At 61.5% G+C, this 14,940-nt stretch carries 13 protein-coding genes; 10 read left to right on the forward strand and 3 right to left on the reverse strand.

The window, feature by feature from the left end:
* The first annotated feature begins 19 nt into the window (after positions 1 to 19).
* Both KJS28_RS03465 and rpsU read left to right on the forward strand, forming a co-directional pair.
* Complete coding sequence (locus tag KJS28_RS03465) at positions 20 to 1,462, forward strand: TasA family protein (RefSeq protein WP_213541750.1); 1,443 nt, start codon at positions 20 to 22, stop codon at positions 1,460 to 1,462.
* Positions 1,463 to 1,657: 195 nt separating this feature from the next.
* Positions 1,658 to 1,843, forward strand: coding sequence for a 30S ribosomal protein S21 (rpsU, locus tag KJS28_RS03470; RefSeq protein WP_021859008.1), 186 nt, complete (start codon positions 1,658 to 1,660; stop codon positions 1,841 to 1,843).
* Positions 1,844 to 1,902: 59 nt separating this feature from the next.
* Here the strand turns inward: rpsU and KJS28_RS03475 are convergent, their stop codons facing one another.
* Positions 1,903 to 2,679 carry a glycoside hydrolase family 18 protein gene (locus KJS28_RS03475; protein ID WP_213541751.1) on the reverse strand — a complete coding sequence of 259 codons (777 nt, stop codon included), beginning with the start codon at positions 2,677 to 2,679 and terminating at the stop codon, positions 1,903 to 1,905.
* 136 nt (positions 2,680 to 2,815) lie between these two features.
* Here KJS28_RS03475 and KJS28_RS03480 point away from each other — a divergent pair, with 136 nt between their 5' ends.
* From KJS28_RS03480 to KJS28_RS03490, 3 genes are all read left to right on the forward strand, one after another.
* Entirely contained in the window at positions 2,816 to 3,319 is a 504-nt protein-coding gene (locus tag KJS28_RS03480; RefSeq protein WP_213541752.1) for a YqeG family HAD IIIA-type phosphatase, read from the forward strand.
* Positions 3,320 to 3,464: 145 nt separating this feature from the next.
* Positions 3,465 to 4,031 (forward strand): elongation factor P, encoded by a 567-nt coding sequence (gene efp, locus KJS28_RS03485; RefSeq protein ID WP_021859011.1) that lies wholly within the window; start codon positions 3,465 to 3,467, stop codon positions 4,029 to 4,031.
* Between the two features lie 35 nt (positions 4,032 to 4,066).
* On the forward strand, positions 4,067 to 4,489 hold the full coding sequence (locus KJS28_RS03490) for a CD1247 N-terminal domain-containing protein (RefSeq protein ID WP_213541753.1): 423 nt from the start codon (positions 4,067 to 4,069) through the stop codon (positions 4,487 to 4,489).
* Between the two features lie 115 nt (positions 4,490 to 4,604).
* Here KJS28_RS03490 and KJS28_RS03495 read toward each other — a convergent pair whose 3' ends face one another.
* A complete protein-coding gene (locus tag KJS28_RS03495; RefSeq protein WP_213541754.1) occupies positions 4,605 to 5,099 on the reverse strand; it encodes an N-acetyltransferase in 495 nt (164 codons plus the stop codon).
* Positions 5,100 to 5,386: 287 nt separating this feature from the next.
* Here KJS28_RS03495 and glgB point away from each other — a divergent pair, with 287 nt between their 5' ends.
* The 5 genes from glgB to KJS28_RS03520 are packed head-to-tail and all read left to right on the forward strand — an operon-like array spanning position 5,387 to position 13,519.
* A complete protein-coding gene (glgB, locus tag KJS28_RS03500; RefSeq protein WP_213541755.1) occupies positions 5,387 to 7,276 on the forward strand; it encodes a 1,4-alpha-glucan branching protein GlgB in 1,890 nt (629 codons plus the stop codon).
* Positions 7,273 to 8,484: a glucose-1-phosphate adenylyltransferase gene (locus KJS28_RS03505; RefSeq protein ID WP_213541756.1), complete on the forward strand. Its 1,212-nt coding sequence runs from the start codon at positions 7,273 to 7,275 to the stop codon at positions 8,482 to 8,484. Before glgB ends, KJS28_RS03505 begins: the two co-directional genes overlap by 4 nt.
* Complete coding sequence (gene glgD, locus KJS28_RS03510) at positions 8,481 to 9,596, forward strand: glucose-1-phosphate adenylyltransferase subunit GlgD (protein ID WP_213541757.1); 1,116 nt, start codon at positions 8,481 to 8,483, stop codon at positions 9,594 to 9,596. The genes KJS28_RS03505 and glgD overlap by 4 nt, the downstream gene beginning before the upstream one ends.
* 55 nt (positions 9,597 to 9,651) lie before the next feature.
* Positions 9,652 to 11,073 (forward strand): glycogen synthase, encoded by a 1,422-nt coding sequence (locus KJS28_RS03515; RefSeq protein WP_213541758.1) that lies wholly within the window; start codon positions 9,652 to 9,654, stop codon positions 11,071 to 11,073.
* 28 nt (positions 11,074 to 11,101) lie between these two features.
* The gene (locus tag KJS28_RS03520; protein ID WP_213541759.1) at positions 11,102 to 13,519 is read left to right on the forward strand and encodes a glycogen/starch/alpha-glucan phosphorylase; all 2,418 of its coding nucleotides are present in this window, start codon (positions 11,102 to 11,104) and stop codon (positions 13,517 to 13,519) included.
* A gap of 103 nt (positions 13,520 to 13,622) precedes the next feature.
* Here KJS28_RS03520 and tig read toward each other — a convergent pair whose 3' ends face one another.
* Positions 13,623 to 14,888, reverse strand: a complete 1,266-nt coding sequence (gene tig / locus KJS28_RS03525) for a trigger factor (RefSeq protein WP_213541760.1) — start codon at positions 14,886 to 14,888, stop codon at positions 13,623 to 13,625.
* Positions 14,889 to 14,940: the final 52 nt, after the last annotated feature.

Below are 14,940 nucleotides of genomic sequence, written 5' to 3' on the forward strand. Positions count from 1 at the left end.
AAAATAGGAGGAAGATATCATGACAAATCGCAAGTCCACCAAACGGGCCTTGCTGGGCAGCGTCATGGCCATGGTCTTGTGCCTGGCCATGTTGGTAGGCGCTACCTTTGCATGGTTCACCGACACCGCAAGCACGGGTGTCAACAAGATCCAGGCCGGTAATCTGGATATCGAGATTCAGGACGAAAACGGCAATGCAATCAAAAATCTGGCATGGAAAACGCAGGAGGGTACCGCTTTTGACGAAGAGCAGAATCCCCTGTGGGAGCCGGGCTGCACCTATGAGCTGACCCCCTTCCAGATCGTCAACAAGGGCAATCTGGCCCTGAAGTACAAAATCGTTGTTACCGGTCTGGAGGGTGACTCTGGTCTGCTGAAGGTCATCACCTTTACCTATAAGACGGCGGATGGAACTGCCTTTGACATCCATCAGGAAGGTCACCTGACCGCCAAGGGTACGGATAAGGCATCGACCGGTCTGATCACCCTCACCGGTACGATGGATACCACCGCAGGCAATGATTACATGGGCAAGGAGCTCAAGAACATCACCATCACCGTGGTGGCTACGCAGGACACCGTAGAGAGCGACAGCTTCAACAACAGATACGATAACGCTGCCGAGTATCCCGAAAAGGTACCCACCACCGTTACCGTTGCAACGGCTGAGGAGCTGAGAACGGCACTGACCACCCTCACGGATGCAGGCTCCGGCGACAACAAGGTCATCATCAACGAGGATATCACGCTGGCAGAGGGCGAGACCTGGACGCCCATTACGGTGGATGGTTATCGTGGCGCCGGTGTCATTACGGTGGAGGGCAACGGCCATACCATCTCCGGCCTGAACAACGCTCTGTTCGCCGGCGGTTTTGCCGGTACCTCCGGTATCGTGATCAAGGATCTGACGTTGGATAAGATGACCATCAACGACAGCACCAATACGCAGGGCATCGGTGCATTCATCTGCAATGTGGATTCCATGCCGAAAATCGAATTGGTCAACTGCCATTTGACCAATTCCACCATCACCAGCACCGCTGGCGCTCGTGTGGGTGGCCTTGTGGGCTGGTCCTCCGGCTATAACAAACCCAATGACGGTCCGGTGGATACCTATGTGACCATCACCAAATGCTCTGTGGATAACTGCGAAATCACGGCCAAAGGCTCTGTGGGCGGTATCATCGGTCACGCCGGTGCAAACCCCGCCACCTATCACTCCATCACCGACTGCACGGTGACGAATACCAAACTGCACTCCACGGATGATGGTGGCTGGCGTGTCGGCGTAGTGGTGGGTACGGCCAATGTTGGCGAGGTCACCATCAACCATGCCGTTTCTACCGGCAATACCCTTGCACAGGACAGCAAGACCGCTCCTGCCGGTCAGAGCGAGCTGTACGGACGCTTTGTTCCCGGCACCACCGGTAAACTGACCATTGACGGCACTGCAATAAGCTAAATCAGTACCGTTTTGAATGCAAGTCCCGCCTGTATCGACAGGCGGGACTTTTTTCGCAATTCCCGCCGTTTTTTCTGAAAATGCCTTGACAAGTACCATACTTCCCGGTATAATATCCCCTGTTAAAGTCATGTATAGTGGCTCTTAAAGAGCACCCTGGAAATAGCCGGGTGCATCGGAGGGAGGGAAAAATAGATGTCCGAAGTACACGTCAAGGAAGGCGAGTCCCTGGATAGCGCTCTGAAGCGTTTCAAGAGAAGCTGTGCGAAGGCTGGCGTTCTGGCTGAGGTGCGTAAGAGAGAGTGCTACGAAAGCCCCAGCGTGAAGCGCCGCAAGAAGTCCGAGGCTGCCCGCAAGAACAGAAACAAGAGATATTATTGATCTCACTGCGAAGGTCTGAGCATCTGCTCAGACCTTCGTTTTTTCAGATTTTCGATGCGTCAGCCTTCCCCGGTGAAGAGAAATCCCGTGAGATCCTCCACCTCCGGCAGCATCACGAACCCCTCCCGGATGCCCAGTACTTGCCCCATCTCCATTTTCCGCTTCAGCGTTCCGGCGTCATCAAAGAGAACAAAATGTGTCTGTCCGCCCCGGCGATAGGTGAAGTACCGGGCGCACAGATCCTCGGCGTAGAACACGGACCGTCCCTGCATCCGTATGGACAGCTCCTCCCGACTCAGCCGCACCCCCTCGCCGCTGGGGCAGGGCAGGGGGAAGTCCATCATCAGCCGCTCCAGATCCAACGCCAGCCGCTGAGCGCCGTAGGCGGCGCAGGCCTCCTCCAGACGACCCTGCAGGCTGCCGCCGGAGAGGGCGGTACACAGCAGCACCACCGTCTCCGGCGAGGCAGCGGCGTAGATCTCCGGCACATAGAGGCGGCGGCCGTAGGCCGTCAGCAGCGGCGCCAGCTGCCGGATCAGGGCCGCCCGATCCTCCGCCCACCGGCCCTCCGGCAGCTCCTCCAGATCCAGCACTATCCCGGAAAAGCCCCGCCGCAGGCACACCCGCACCAGCTGACGGGCCAGCGGCTCCGGCTGCTCCACTGCCGGGGCCTGTCGGTCAGATACCACCATCAGGCCACCCCGCAGCGCCGCCGGGAGGGGCGCTGCCAGCAGCTGGGAGCCCGGCCCGATGCGGTAGGCCGCATGGGCCAGCTGGGCTGTGGCGGCTCTGGCCTGCGCCAGCCGGTCCGGTGCGGCGGTGAGATACAGCGTCATGTTCAGTCCCCCTTGTCATCCGGCGGATTTCATGGTATGATAGCGCTGACAGGCAGAGAGAAGGGTCGGAATGATGCGGAGAGATTCTCTTTGCCCGAGGATACCATAGGCAGATTATGTAGGCAGGAGCGGATGTATGCGAGTATCATTGGTGCCGGACCGGCTGTTTGAAACCTATGAGGAGATCACCCCGGAGTATCTGCGGCAGCGGGGTATCCGTCTGCTGCTGAGCGATCTGGACTATACGCTGGCTCCTAAGTACGTCCCTCACCCGGACGACCGGGTAAGGGAGTGGCTGCGCCGCATGGAGGAAGGCGGGGTGCAGGTGATGATCCTGTCCAACAACCGCTCCTCCCACCGGGTGGAGACCTTTTGCCGAGAGTTGGGCATCCCCTATGTGGGCCATGCACAGAAGCCCCGCACCACGGGCTTCCGCCGGGCTATGGAGCGGGCCGGAGTCACCGCCGCCGAGACGGCCATGCTGGGGGATAAGCTGCTGACGGATATGCTGGGGGCCAATCTGGCGGGGGTACTGGCCCTGATGGTGGAGCCTGCCGGAGGGCCGAAGGGTGCATGGAACTGGGTGCTCCACGCCTTGCAGGCGCCCTTTAAGGCCGTCTGCCGCCGCCGGCATACATAATTTCCCCGGAAAGCGGGAAAAAATATGGCAAAGCCCTTGCCAAAACGGGACATATCATGTAAAATACAACTGCTATGCAAATTCATGAATCCGAGGAAATACTCCCACAGAAGGAGATTTTCTCATAATATGGGAGGATACAACTATGGCAACTATTACTGCCGGTGATTTCAGAAACGGCAAGACCTTCGAGTACGAGGGCAAGATCATGACGGTCGTGGAGTTCCAGCACGTCAAGCCCGGCAAGGGCGCTGCCTTCGTCCGCACCAAGATGAAGAACGTGGTGACCGGCGCCGTCACCGAGACTTCCTTCAACCCCACCGCTAAGTTCGAGGAGGCCTTCGTGGAGCGCAAGGACATGGCTTACAGCTACAACGACGGCGACCTGTACTACTTCATGGATCAGGAGACCTATGACATGGTCCCCCTGAACAAGGATATTCTGGGCGACGCCTTCCGCTTCGTCACCGAGAACACCGTCTGCAAGGTGCTGAGCTACAAGGGCAGCGTCTTTGGCCTGGAGTGTCCCAACTTCATGGATCTGGAGGTCACCGAGACCGAGCCCGGTCTGGCCGGCAACACCGCCACCAACACCCTCAAGCCCGCCACCGTGGAGACCGGCGCTGAGGTGAAGGTGCCCCTGTTCATCAACATCGGTGATAAGATCAGTATCGACACCCGTACCGGCGAGTACATCGGCCGGGCCAAGTAAGGAAAGGACCACCGTACTTAGAAAGGAGAACAAACATGGAGATTTCTGAGAAGGTAGCGTATCTGAAGGGTCTGGCCGAGGGGCTGGCTCTGGACACCGAGTCCAAGGAGGGCAAGCTCATTGCCGCCATCATCGACGTGTTGGACGATATGTCCGGGAAGTTCGAGGATCTGGAGGACGAGCTGTGCGACGTGGAGGACGGTCTGGACGCCGTCAGCGACGACCTGTGCGAGGTGGAGGAGGCCCTCTACGAGCTGGAGGACGATGACGACGAGTATGACGAGGACGAGGATGACGACGAGGAGTACTTCGAGACCACCTGCCCCGTCTGCGAGGAGGAGATCGTGTTCGACGAGGACACGCTGGAGAGCGGCGAGATCCGCTGCCCCAACTGCGGCGAGAAGCTGGAGTTCGACCTGAGCGATCTGGCGGATGCCGAGGATGAAGACGAGGAGTAAGCAGCTGACTTGCGGCAAAAATAGCGATGAAAAGGCCCGGCGCATGATGCGCCGGGCCTTTTTGCGTGCTGTATGGGGGAGTGCTGGGGCCGCAAGGCGGTGGATGGCGTACAGGTCACGGGCGGTCTGCCGTCCAATGGTATGCCAGCCGGGGCGTTCCGTCCCGCACATGGATCGTGCCGCAGGGGAGGAAGCCGTTCTCCTCCAGCAAATGCTGCATGGTGCGGTTGTCGGCGTGGGTATCCGCTCGGACATTCCGGGAAATGGCCTTGCAGTAGTCCGCAGCACAGCGGAAGAGACCGTGTGTCCGGCCGTCCCCGGCCAGACGGTGGATGGTGAGGTAGGGGGCGTCGTTCCGCCAGGCACCCTCTATCCGGGAATAGGTGGGTTCGGGGGTATCCAGCAGCGCAAACACCCCATGTATCCCGGCTTCATCGCTAAGGACCCGGCAGATGCCCTGAGCGATATCGGAGCGGATCAGCTCCGGCGACGGATAGGAGCGGCCCCACTGGGTGGGATTTCCGGTTTGCAGCATATATTCCTGCGCCGTGCGATAGATGGCCATAAGCTGCGGCTGATCGGCGACAGCGGCTCTGCGGATGGTCAGCATGGAGGGCTCCTTTCATGGTGGAGATGTACATCGTTGATAAGGAGAGTATAGCATATCCGGGCGGCCGCCGCAAGAACGCATCGGATGGTTGGAAGGGACTTTCATAAGCTGCGGAAAAGGCTGAAAAAAGCGCACGGGATAGCCCGTGCGCTTTTTCGTTGTGGGATTCGTAGAAATGGTGTCTTGACGGCCACCGGCGCTTGACGGGGGGAGGGGATTGGAGTAAAATAAGCCCACAAAGGTGGGGTAGGGGAGTTTGCGCCTGCCCCAGAGACGGAGGGGAGAGCATGGAAGGCGGTCTGAAACGGTTTTTTGAGGGCAGCTGGCAGGAGGCGCAGTCTCTGCTGGGCGCACACCGCACGGCGGAGGGCTGGTGCTTCCGGGTCTATGCCCCCAATGCTCGGAGCGTCCGGGTGGCGGGGGACTTCAGCGACTGGCAGGGCCTTGCCATGAACCGCTGGCCGGAGGGCATCTGGGAGACCACGGTGCCGCAGGCCCAAGTGGGGCAGTCCTATAAATATGTGGTGGAGGGCGCCGACGGGCGCACCCGCTGGAAGGCGGATCCCTACGGCGTTTACAGCCAGCTGCGTCCGGCGAACGCCAGCCGTCTGTGGGAGATGGCACCCTATCCGTGGCGGGATGCGGCATGGAGGGGAAAGCGCCGCCGGGAGCCTCTGTGGGAGGGGCCACTCAACATCTACGAGGTGCATCCCGGCTCCTGGCAGCGGCAGGAGGACGGCAGCTTTCTCACCTATCGGCAGCTGGCGGACCGGCTGGCCCCTTATGTTCGGGACATGGGCTATCACGCCGTGGAGCTGCTGCCGGTGACGGAGTATCCGCTGGATGACTCGTGGGGGTATCAGTGTGTGGGGTATTTTGCACCCACCGCCCGCTACGGCACCCCGGAGGATTTGAAATATTTCGTGGATCGGATGCATCGGGCCGGGATCGCCGTGATCCTGGACTGGGTGCCGGCCCACTTCTGCAAGGATGAGCACGGGCTCATCGATTTCGACGGCACCTGCCTGTACGAGTACGGCGACCCCCTGAAGCGGGAACACGCCGGATGGGGAACACGGGTCTTTGACTTCGGCCGGGGCGAGGTGCGGAGCTTCCTGCTGTCCTCGGCGGCGTGGTGGCTGCGGGAGTACCACATGGACGGCCTGCGGGTGGATGCCGTGGCGTCTATGCTGTATCTGGACTATGACCGGCAGGAGTGGCGGCCCAACGTCTACGGCGGCCATGAGAATCTGGAGGCCATCTCCTTTTTGCAGGATCTGAACCGGATGGCCGCCGCCATGGATCCGCCGGCCCTGACGGCGGCGGAGGAGTCCACGGCGTGGCCCAAGGTCACATGGCCCGTAGAGGAGGGAGGTCTGGGCTTCGACCTCAAGTGGAACATGGGGTGGATGAACGACATCTGCCACTATCTGAAAATGGATCCGTGGTTCCGCCAGTACCACCACAAGGATGTGACCTTCTCCATGGTGTATGCCTTCTCGGAGCGGTTCGTGCTGCCGGTGTCCCACGACGAGGTGGTTCACATGAAGGGCTCCCTCCGGGGGAAGATGCCCGGCGACGACTGGCGGCAGCTGGCGGGGGTGCGGGGCTTTTACCTGTACCTGCTGGCGCACCCCGGCAAGAAGCTGACCTTCATGGGAACGGAACTGGCCCAATGGCACGAGTGGGATTTCGCCGGACAGCTGGACTGGTATCTGCTGGAGCAGGAGGACTGCCGCCGGACTCATGAATGTATCCGGGAGCTGAACCGCTTTTATCGGAAAAACCGGCCCCTGTGGGAGAACGACAGCGACTGGAATGGCTTCGAGTGGCTGGTGGTCGATGACAACCGCAGCAACGTCATCGTGTTCCTGCGGCGGGATCGGGCGGGCCATGAGCTGGTCTGTGCGGTGAATTTCTCCCCGGAGGCGTGGGAGGACTACCGCTTCGGCGTGCCGGGGGGCAAGCGGTATTATGAAGAGGTGTTCAATACCGACAGCCTCCAGTGGGGCGGCTCCGGTGTGTGCAATGAGGGGCTGCTGACCGTGGAGGACATTCCCTCCCACGGGCGGGAAAGGTCCCTGAAAATCAGGATCCCGCCGCTGGGCGGGGTGATCCTCAAGGGCCGGTCCAGGCGGCCCGCAGAACCGAAAAACGGAACGGAGGGACGGACATGAAAAAAGAATGTGTCGCCATGCTTCTGGCCGGCGGACAGGGGAGCCGGCTGTATGTGCTTACCGGCGACATGGCAAAGCCTGCGGTACCCTTTGGCGGGAAGTTCCGCATCATTGATTTTCCCCTGTCCAACTGCGCCAACTCCGGTATCGACACTGTGGGCGTGCTGACCCAGTACCGGCCGCTGGAGCTCAACAGCTACATCGGCAACGGTCAGCCGTGGGAGCTGGACCGGCTGGACGGCGGCGTTCACATTCTGCCGCCCTACCAGAGCGCCACCGGCGCCAGCTGGTACAAGGGGACGGCCAACGCCATCTATCAGAACATCGGCTTCGTGGATCTGTACGATCCGGAGTATGTGGCGGTGCTCTCCGGCGACCACATCTATAAGATGGACTATGCCGTGATGCTGCGCCGCCACAAGGAGACCGGGGCTGCCTGCACCATCGCCGTGATGGAGGTGCCGTGGGCGGAGGCCAGCCGCTTCGGTATCATGTCGGTGGACGGGGAGGACCGCATCACGGAGTTTGCCGAGAAGCCCAAGGAACCCAAGAGCAATCTGGCGTCGATGGGTATTTATATCTTCACATGGAGCAAGCTGCGGGAGTATCTGGTGGCCGACGAGGCGGACCCCACCTCGGAAAACGACTTCGGCAAGAACATCATCCCCGCCATGTTGGCGGCGGGAGAACGGATGACCGCATGGCGCTTTGACGGCTACTGGAAGGACGTGGGAACGCTGGTGTCCCTGTGGGACGCCAACATGGATATGCTGAGTCCCGGCTCCGGACTGAACCTGCTGGATCGCCGGTGGCCTATTTACAGCCGCACGCCCTCCTGTCCCCCGGCCTATGTGGGGCCCAAGGCGGACATCGGCAACAGCGCCGTGGCTAAGGGCTGCGAGGTGCTGGGCGAGGTGAAGAACAGCGTCCTCAGCTACAACACTCAGGTGGGGGAGGGGGCCGTCGTCTCCTACTCCGTGCTGATGCCCGGCGCCGTGGTGGAGTCGGGAGCCGTGGTGCAGTACGCCATCGTGGGTGAGAACTGCCGCATCGGCAGGGACGCTCAGGTGGGCGCTCCGCCGGAGACGGCACAGGATCCGGATGACTGGGGCGTGGCGGTGCTGGGACCCGGTACCGTGATAGGGGACGGGGAGATCGTCTCCGCCAAGACTCTGCTGGACCGGCATCACGGGGAGGTGAAGGCATGAACCACACCATGCACGGCATCATCTTTTCTTACGGAAAGCCCACGGGGCTGGGGGATCTGATCGCCCACCGCATCCCCGGCTCCATGCCCTTCGGCGGCAACTACCGGGTGGTGGACTTTATGCTCTCCAGCATGGTCAACGCCGGGATCCACGACGTGGGCGTCATCATGCACGGCAAGTGCCAGAGTATGCTGGATCATCTGGGCAACGGCCGCAGCTGGGATCTGAGCCGCAATCGGGGCGGGCTGACGCTGCTGCCGGCCTTCGCCTATGCCGAGAGCCGCAACTCCGCCGGACGCTTCCGGGGGAAGGTGGAGGCGCTGGGCTGCGTGCTGGAGTACCTACGGGAGATCCGGCAGGAGTATGTGGTGCTGGCGGACAGCGATCTGGTCATCAACCTGCCGCTGGAGCAGGTATTGCAGGCGCATATCGCCTCCGGGGCCGACCTGACGGAGGTATGCACGGCGGAGCCCGGCGACCCCAGCGATACCTATCTGGAGATGGATGAACAGGGCCGTATCGTGGATGTGGCCTACGACGTCCACACCCCGGCGGGTTACCGCTGCCTGAACGTGTGCATCCTGCGGCGGGAGCTGCTGGTGCAGCTGGTGGAGGAGTGCATGGCCCACAACCGGTACAGCTTCCGCCACCACATTTTACAGGATCAGAAGGATCGGCTGCATCTGCACGCCTATGTGTGGCAGGGGTATGCTGCCCGCATCGATACGGTACAGACCTACTACCGCCGCAGCATGGAGCTGCTGGATCCGGCTCAGCGGCGGCTGCTGTTCGACCCCCAACGGCCCATTCTGGCCAAGGAGAACGATGCGCCCCCGACGTATCTGGATCCCGCCGGGGTGTGCGAGAATTCCCTCATTGCCGATGGCTGCGATATTCAGGGCAGCGTGAAAAACTGCATCCTGTTTCGGGGTGTCCGGGTAGAGAAGGGAGCGCAGGTGGAGAACTGCGTGCTCTTTAAGGGCACGGTGGTGAAAAAGGATGCCACCCTGCGCTGCGTCATTGCCGACAAGGCTGTGACCATCCGGGAGGGACGCACCCTCATCGGAGACGAGAGCTATCCTGTGGTGGTGGCCCGCAACGCCACCGTATAAACGAATCACGTCCCTCCCCGCAGACTGCGGGGAGGGGGTGCAAGGAGGTAACGGCATGGATATCTTATATGTGACCAGCGAGGCGGCTCCCTTCTGCAAGACCGGAGGTCTTGCGGATGTGCTGGGAAGTCTCCCGCCGGCGGTGGCTGCCGGTGGGGATCGTGCGGCGGTGATCCTGCCGCTGTACGGGCAAGTTTCGGACGCATGGAGAGAGAAAATGCGCTGGCACGGCTATACCTATGTGGACCTGGCGTGGCGGCATGAGTATTGCGGCCTGTTCTCGCTGGAGCACCGGGGCGTCGTCTGGTATTTTCTGGATAACGAGCGGTACTTCCGCCGTGGGGCGCTGTATGGCCAGATGGACGACGGAGAGCGGTTTGCCTTCTTTTCCAAGGCGGTGGTGTCGGTGCTTCCCATGCTGGAGTGGCGGCCGGAGGTGATCCACTGCAACGACTGGCAGACTGCACTGGTGCCGATTTACTTGAAAACTGTGGCTGAAAACGTTTCCACCGTGTTCACCATTCACAACATCGAGTATCAGGGCAAGTACGGCGCCGACACGGTGGAGGATCTTTTCGGCCTGAACCGGGGAGACTGGTACGAGAGCGGCGTTCTACAGATGGATGGGTGCGTGAACCTCATGAAGGGGGCCATGGTGACGGCGGACGCCGTGACCACCGTCAGCCCCACCTACGCCGCCCAGCTGCGGGAGAGCGCCTATGCCGCCGGACTGGACAGCGTGGTGCGCAGCATCCAGTGGAAATTCTCCGGCGTGCTCAACGGCATCGATATGGTGAGCTATGACCCGGAGTGCGACCCCGATCTGCCCGCCCGATACACGGCGGCGGAGTCGGAGGGGAAGACCTTATGCAAGGCGGCACTTCAGCAGGAGCTGGGCCTTGCTCAGGAGGAGGGGACACCGGTCCTCTCTATGGTGACCCGGCTGGTGGGACACAAGGGCGTGGATCTGGTGTGTCAGGCGCTGGATGGCATCATGGCCACCGGCTGTCAGCTGGTGGTGCTGGGCAGCGGTGACGGTGGATATGAGAATTTCTTCCGCCACGCTCAGAACCGCTATCCGGGACGGCTGTGTGCCTGGATCGGCTACAACGAAGGCCTGTCCCGCCGCATCTATGCCGGCAGCGACCTGTTTCTGATGCCCTCTAAGAGCGAGCCTTGCGGCCTGTCGCAGATGATCGCCATGCGCTATGGTGCTGTACCCATCGTCCGGCAGACCGGCGGTCTCAACGACACCGTCCGGTCCTGTCAGGTGGGGCAGCCCGACGGCAACGGCTATGTCTTTGCCGCCTACGACGCCGGGGCCATGCTGGACACCATCGGGCAGGCGGTGGGCCTGTACCACGGCGATGCAGAGGGCTTCCGCATGGTGCGGCGGCGGGGCATGGAGGGCGATTTCAGCTGGGATCGCAGCGCCGGGGCCTACCGGAATATTTATGGAAAGCTGCTGGGGCGGTAAGTCCCGGATGCAATACAGGAGGATATTTATGACTTATACGAAGGAAACATTGCAGGAGGCCATCGTGCAGAAGCTGCGGCTGAACTACGGCTGCACGGAGAAGCAGGCCACCGACGGAGAGATCATGAAGGCCTGCGCTCTGGTGCTGCGGGATATCATGGCCGAGCGGGGGGTGCGTACCCGTGAGGAGGTGGACAGTCAGGAGAAGCGGAAGGTCCACTATATGTCCATGGAGTTTCTCATGGGACGCAGCCTGATGAAGAACGCCTACAATCTGGAGCTGCTGGAGCCGCTGACAGGGGCCGTGGAGGCGCTGGGCTTCAAGGCGGCGGACATCTTCGACATGGAGCCGGATGCCGGTCTCGGCAACGGCGGTCTGGGCCGTCTGGCGGCTTGCTATCTGGGCAGCATGACCACGTTGGAGATCCCCGCCACAGGCTACTCCATCTGCTACGAGCTGGGTATCTTCAAGCAAAAGATCGTGGACGGCCAGCAGGTGGAGCTGCCCGACGACTGGAAGAATCTGGGCGATGCATGGCTCATGCCCAAGCCGCAGGAGACGGAGGAGGTCCACTTTGGCGGCAAGGTCCGCACCCGGTGGGACAACGGCCACCTGATGGTGGTGCATGAGGACTATACCCGTGTGCTGGCGGTGCCGTGCGACATGGAGATCGCCGGGTACGATACCCAGCAGGTGAACACCCTGCGGCTGTGGGACGCCAAGAGTCCCAAGCCCATCGACATGAAGCTGTTCAGCGAGGGGCAGTACCTGCGGGCCGGGGAGGAGCGGGCCATGGCGGACGTCATCTCCAAAGTGCTGTATCCGGAGGACAACCACTATGAGGGCAAGTCCCTGCGGCTGAAGCAGCAGTATTTCTTCGTTTCGGCCACCATGCAGTCCATCACACGGCAGCACATCCAGACCTACGGCACCCTGAAAAACTTCCACGAGAAGAACATCATCCAGATCAACGACACCCATCCGGCGCTGGTGATCCCGGAGCTGATGCGTATTCTGGTGGACGATGCGGGCCTTTCCTGGGACGAGGCGTGGCACATTACCACCTGCTCCGTGGCCTACACCAACCACACGGTGCTGGCGGAGGCGCTGGAGTGCTGGCCCCAGCAGTTGTTCGAGACGCTGCTGCCCCGTGTCTGGCAGATTTTGCAGGAGATCGCCCGCCGCTGGCAGGAGAAGGTGGAGAACTTCTATCACGACCCCGAAAAGACCGCCAAGATGGCGGTCATCTGGGACGGCGTGGTGCGGATGGCCAACCTCTGCATCGCCGGCGGTATGGCCATCAACGGCGTGTCCGCTCTGCACTCGGATATCCTGCGCCACGATGTGTTCCGGGACGCCTGCCGAATGGAGCCGGAGAAGTTCAAGAACGTCACCAACGGCGTGGATCATCGCCGCTGGCTCAGCCAGATCAACCCTGGTCTGGACGGGTTGATCCGGGAGCTCATCGGGGACGGTTATCTGACCCATGCGGGCCATTTGCAGGAACTGGACCCCTATGCTGAGGATGGGGCGGTGCTGGCCCGGCTGGAGGAGATCAAGCGCTGCAACAAGGAGACCTTTGCCCGGTGGGCGTACCGGCAGCAAGGAGTGCAGCTGAACACGGACGCTATCTTCAACGTGCAGGTGAAGCGGCTCCACGAGTATAAACGGCAGCTGCTGAACGTACTGCACATCATCGCCCTGTACCAGCAGCTGCAGGACGACCCGGACATGGACTTCCCGCCTCAGACCTTCCTCTTTGGCGCCAAGGCCGCTCCCGGCTATGCCGTAGCCAAGCGCATCATCCGTCTCATCAACTCTCTGGCGGATCAGGTGAACAACGACCCCATCTGCAAGGGGAAGCTGCAGGTGGTATTTCTGGAGAATTACCGGGTCTCCATGGCGGAGATGCTGATGCCTGCCAGCGAGGTGAGTCAGCAGATCTCCACCGCCGGCAAGGAGGCCAGCGGCACCGGCAACATGAAGTTCATGATGAACGGCGCACTGACCATCGGCACGCTGGACGGTGCCAACGTGGAGATGCACGAGGTGCTGGGGGACGAGAATATGTTCCTCTTTGGCCTGACGGCGGAGGAGGCCTCCCACATGAGCCGGGGCTATGACCCATATCTGCTGTACACCCGTGACCCAGTGCTGCGCCGGGCGCTGGATCAGCTGAAGGCCGGGTTCCGGGATGGCGTCAGCTACGAGGATCTGTACCAGAGGCTGCTGTTCGGTGTGGACTGCCCGGCGGATCAGTATCTGCTGCTGGCGGACTTTGCCTCCTACTGCGCCGCATCCCAGCGGGTGACGGACACCTACCGGGATCGGGAGAAATGGAACCGCATGAGTCTGCACAACATCGCCCGCAGCGGAATCTTCTCCGCCGATCGGTCGGTGGCGGACTATGCCGATACCATCTGGCACGTACCGTATAAGAAGTAAGCACCGGAACTGAAAAAAGCACTCCCGGAGGACGCATTTGCATCCTCCGGGAGTGCTTTTTTACTCTATGAGGGCTTCTGCGGGAGAAGGCTTTGCAGGGGAGTTACTTCCGCAGGGCGGAGTCCACAACAACGGCACGGGCCTTGGCCAGCTTCAGATCGTGCTGGAGCCGGGCGGGAGGCACCTGCTCCCGCAGCTGGGGAACGGTCATGCCGTAGAGGGCGGCCATCTCCTGATACTTCTCCTCCAGCTCCTCCTCGGTGATAGTGATGCCCTCCTGACGGGCGATCTCCGTCATGGCCAGCTCGTAGCGGGCGGCGGCAATGGCATTTTCACGGGCGTGGTCCCGCAGGTCGTCCATGGTCAGCTGCGCTGCTTGCAGGTAGTCAGACAGAGAGGCGCCCTGACTCTCCAGATGCTGCTGAAGCTCCTGAAGGATGCCGGTGAGCTGACTCTCCACCATGGAGTCGGGCAGCTGCACCTCCATGCCCGCCACCACCTGCTGCATCAGGGCCTCGGCAAAGGCGTTGGAGGCAGCCTGCTGCTTTTGCAGGATGGCCTGCTCCATGATGCTGCGGCGCAGATGGGACACGTCCTCGAAGCCCTGCTCCTGTGCAAAGGCATCCGTCAGCTGGGGCAGGCTCCGCCGGACGATGCGGTGGGCCTTGACGTGGAAGGTGGCATCCTTGCCCGCCAGCTCCGGCACATACTGGGTGGGGAAGGTGACGTGGACATCCCGCTCCTCCTCCGGGCGGATGCCCGCTACCTGCTCCTCGAAGCCGGGGATAAACATCCCGCTGCCCAGCAGCAGGGGATAGCCTTCGCCCTTGCCGCCTTCGAAGGGTACGCCGTCCACGAAGCCCTCGAAGTCCAGCGTGACTTCGTCGCCCATGGCGGCCCGGTTCTGCTCCTGCTCCACCAGATGCTCCGTCAGGAAACGCTGGACGGCCTCGTTGGTGTCATCGTCGGAGAGCTCGACATTCTCCCACGGGGCGGACAGGCCCTTGTACTGACCCAGCTTCACCTCCGGGTACAGGTCGATGAGGGCGGTGAAGGTGTAGCCGTCGGGGCCAATGGTCTCCACGTTCAGGGCGGGAGGGGCGGCGATCTGGATGTCCTCGGAGGCGATGGCCTCCACCAGTGCGGCGGGGAAGGTCTCGTTCACCGCCTCCTGATAGAACAGATCGTGGCTGTATGCCTTTTCCAGCGCCTCACGGGGAGCCTTGCCCACGGCGTAGCCCTCCACCGGGTACAGGGCCTTGACCTCCTGATAGGCGTCGTTCAGGGCCTTCTCCCACGCATCACGCTCCACGGTGATGGTCAGGCGCAGCTGGCGGTTGGCCAGCTCCTCTTTCTTTTGCAGGATCATGGGGATTCCTCCATATCTTTTCATTTATAACAGATCTATTATACTCGAAATC

The organism is Vescimonas coprocola, assembly GCF_018408575.1.
GTDB classification, from domain to species: domain Bacteria; phylum Bacillota; class Clostridia; order Oscillospirales; family Oscillospiraceae; genus Vescimonas; species Vescimonas coprocola.

Coding starts and splice junctions, on each gene's coding strand:
- KJS28_RS03465 (WP_213541750.1), top strand. CDS start 20: ATGACAAATCGCAAGTCCACCAAACGGGCCTTGCTGGGCAGCGTCATG.
- rpsU (WP_021859008.1), top strand. CDS start 1,658: ATGTCCGAAGTACACGTCAAGGAAGGCGAGTCCCTGGATAGCGCTCTG.
- KJS28_RS03475 (WP_213541751.1), bottom strand. CDS start 2,679: ATGACGCTGTATCTCACCGCCGCACCGGACCGGCTGGCGCAGGCCAGA.
- KJS28_RS03480 (WP_213541752.1), top strand. CDS start 2,816: ATGCGAGTATCATTGGTGCCGGACCGGCTGTTTGAAACCTATGAGGAG.
- efp (WP_021859011.1), top strand. CDS start 3,465: ATGGCAACTATTACTGCCGGTGATTTCAGAAACGGCAAGACCTTCGAG.
- KJS28_RS03490 (WP_213541753.1), top strand. CDS start 4,067: ATGGAGATTTCTGAGAAGGTAGCGTATCTGAAGGGTCTGGCCGAGGGG.
- KJS28_RS03495 (WP_213541754.1), bottom strand. CDS start 5,099: ATGCTGACCATCCGCAGAGCCGCTGTCGCCGATCAGCCGCAGCTTATG.
- glgB (WP_213541755.1), top strand. CDS start 5,387: ATGGAAGGCGGTCTGAAACGGTTTTTTGAGGGCAGCTGGCAGGAGGCG.
- KJS28_RS03505 (WP_213541756.1), top strand. CDS start 7,273: ATGAAAAAAGAATGTGTCGCCATGCTTCTGGCCGGCGGACAGGGGAGC.
- glgD (WP_213541757.1), top strand. CDS start 8,481: ATGAACCACACCATGCACGGCATCATCTTTTCTTACGGAAAGCCCACG.
- KJS28_RS03515 (WP_213541758.1), top strand. CDS start 9,652: ATGGATATCTTATATGTGACCAGCGAGGCGGCTCCCTTCTGCAAGACC.
- KJS28_RS03520 (WP_213541759.1), top strand. CDS start 11,102: ATGACTTATACGAAGGAAACATTGCAGGAGGCCATCGTGCAGAAGCTG.
- tig (WP_213541760.1), bottom strand. CDS start 14,888: ATGATCCTGCAAAAGAAAGAGGAGCTGGCCAACCGCCAGCTGCGCCTG.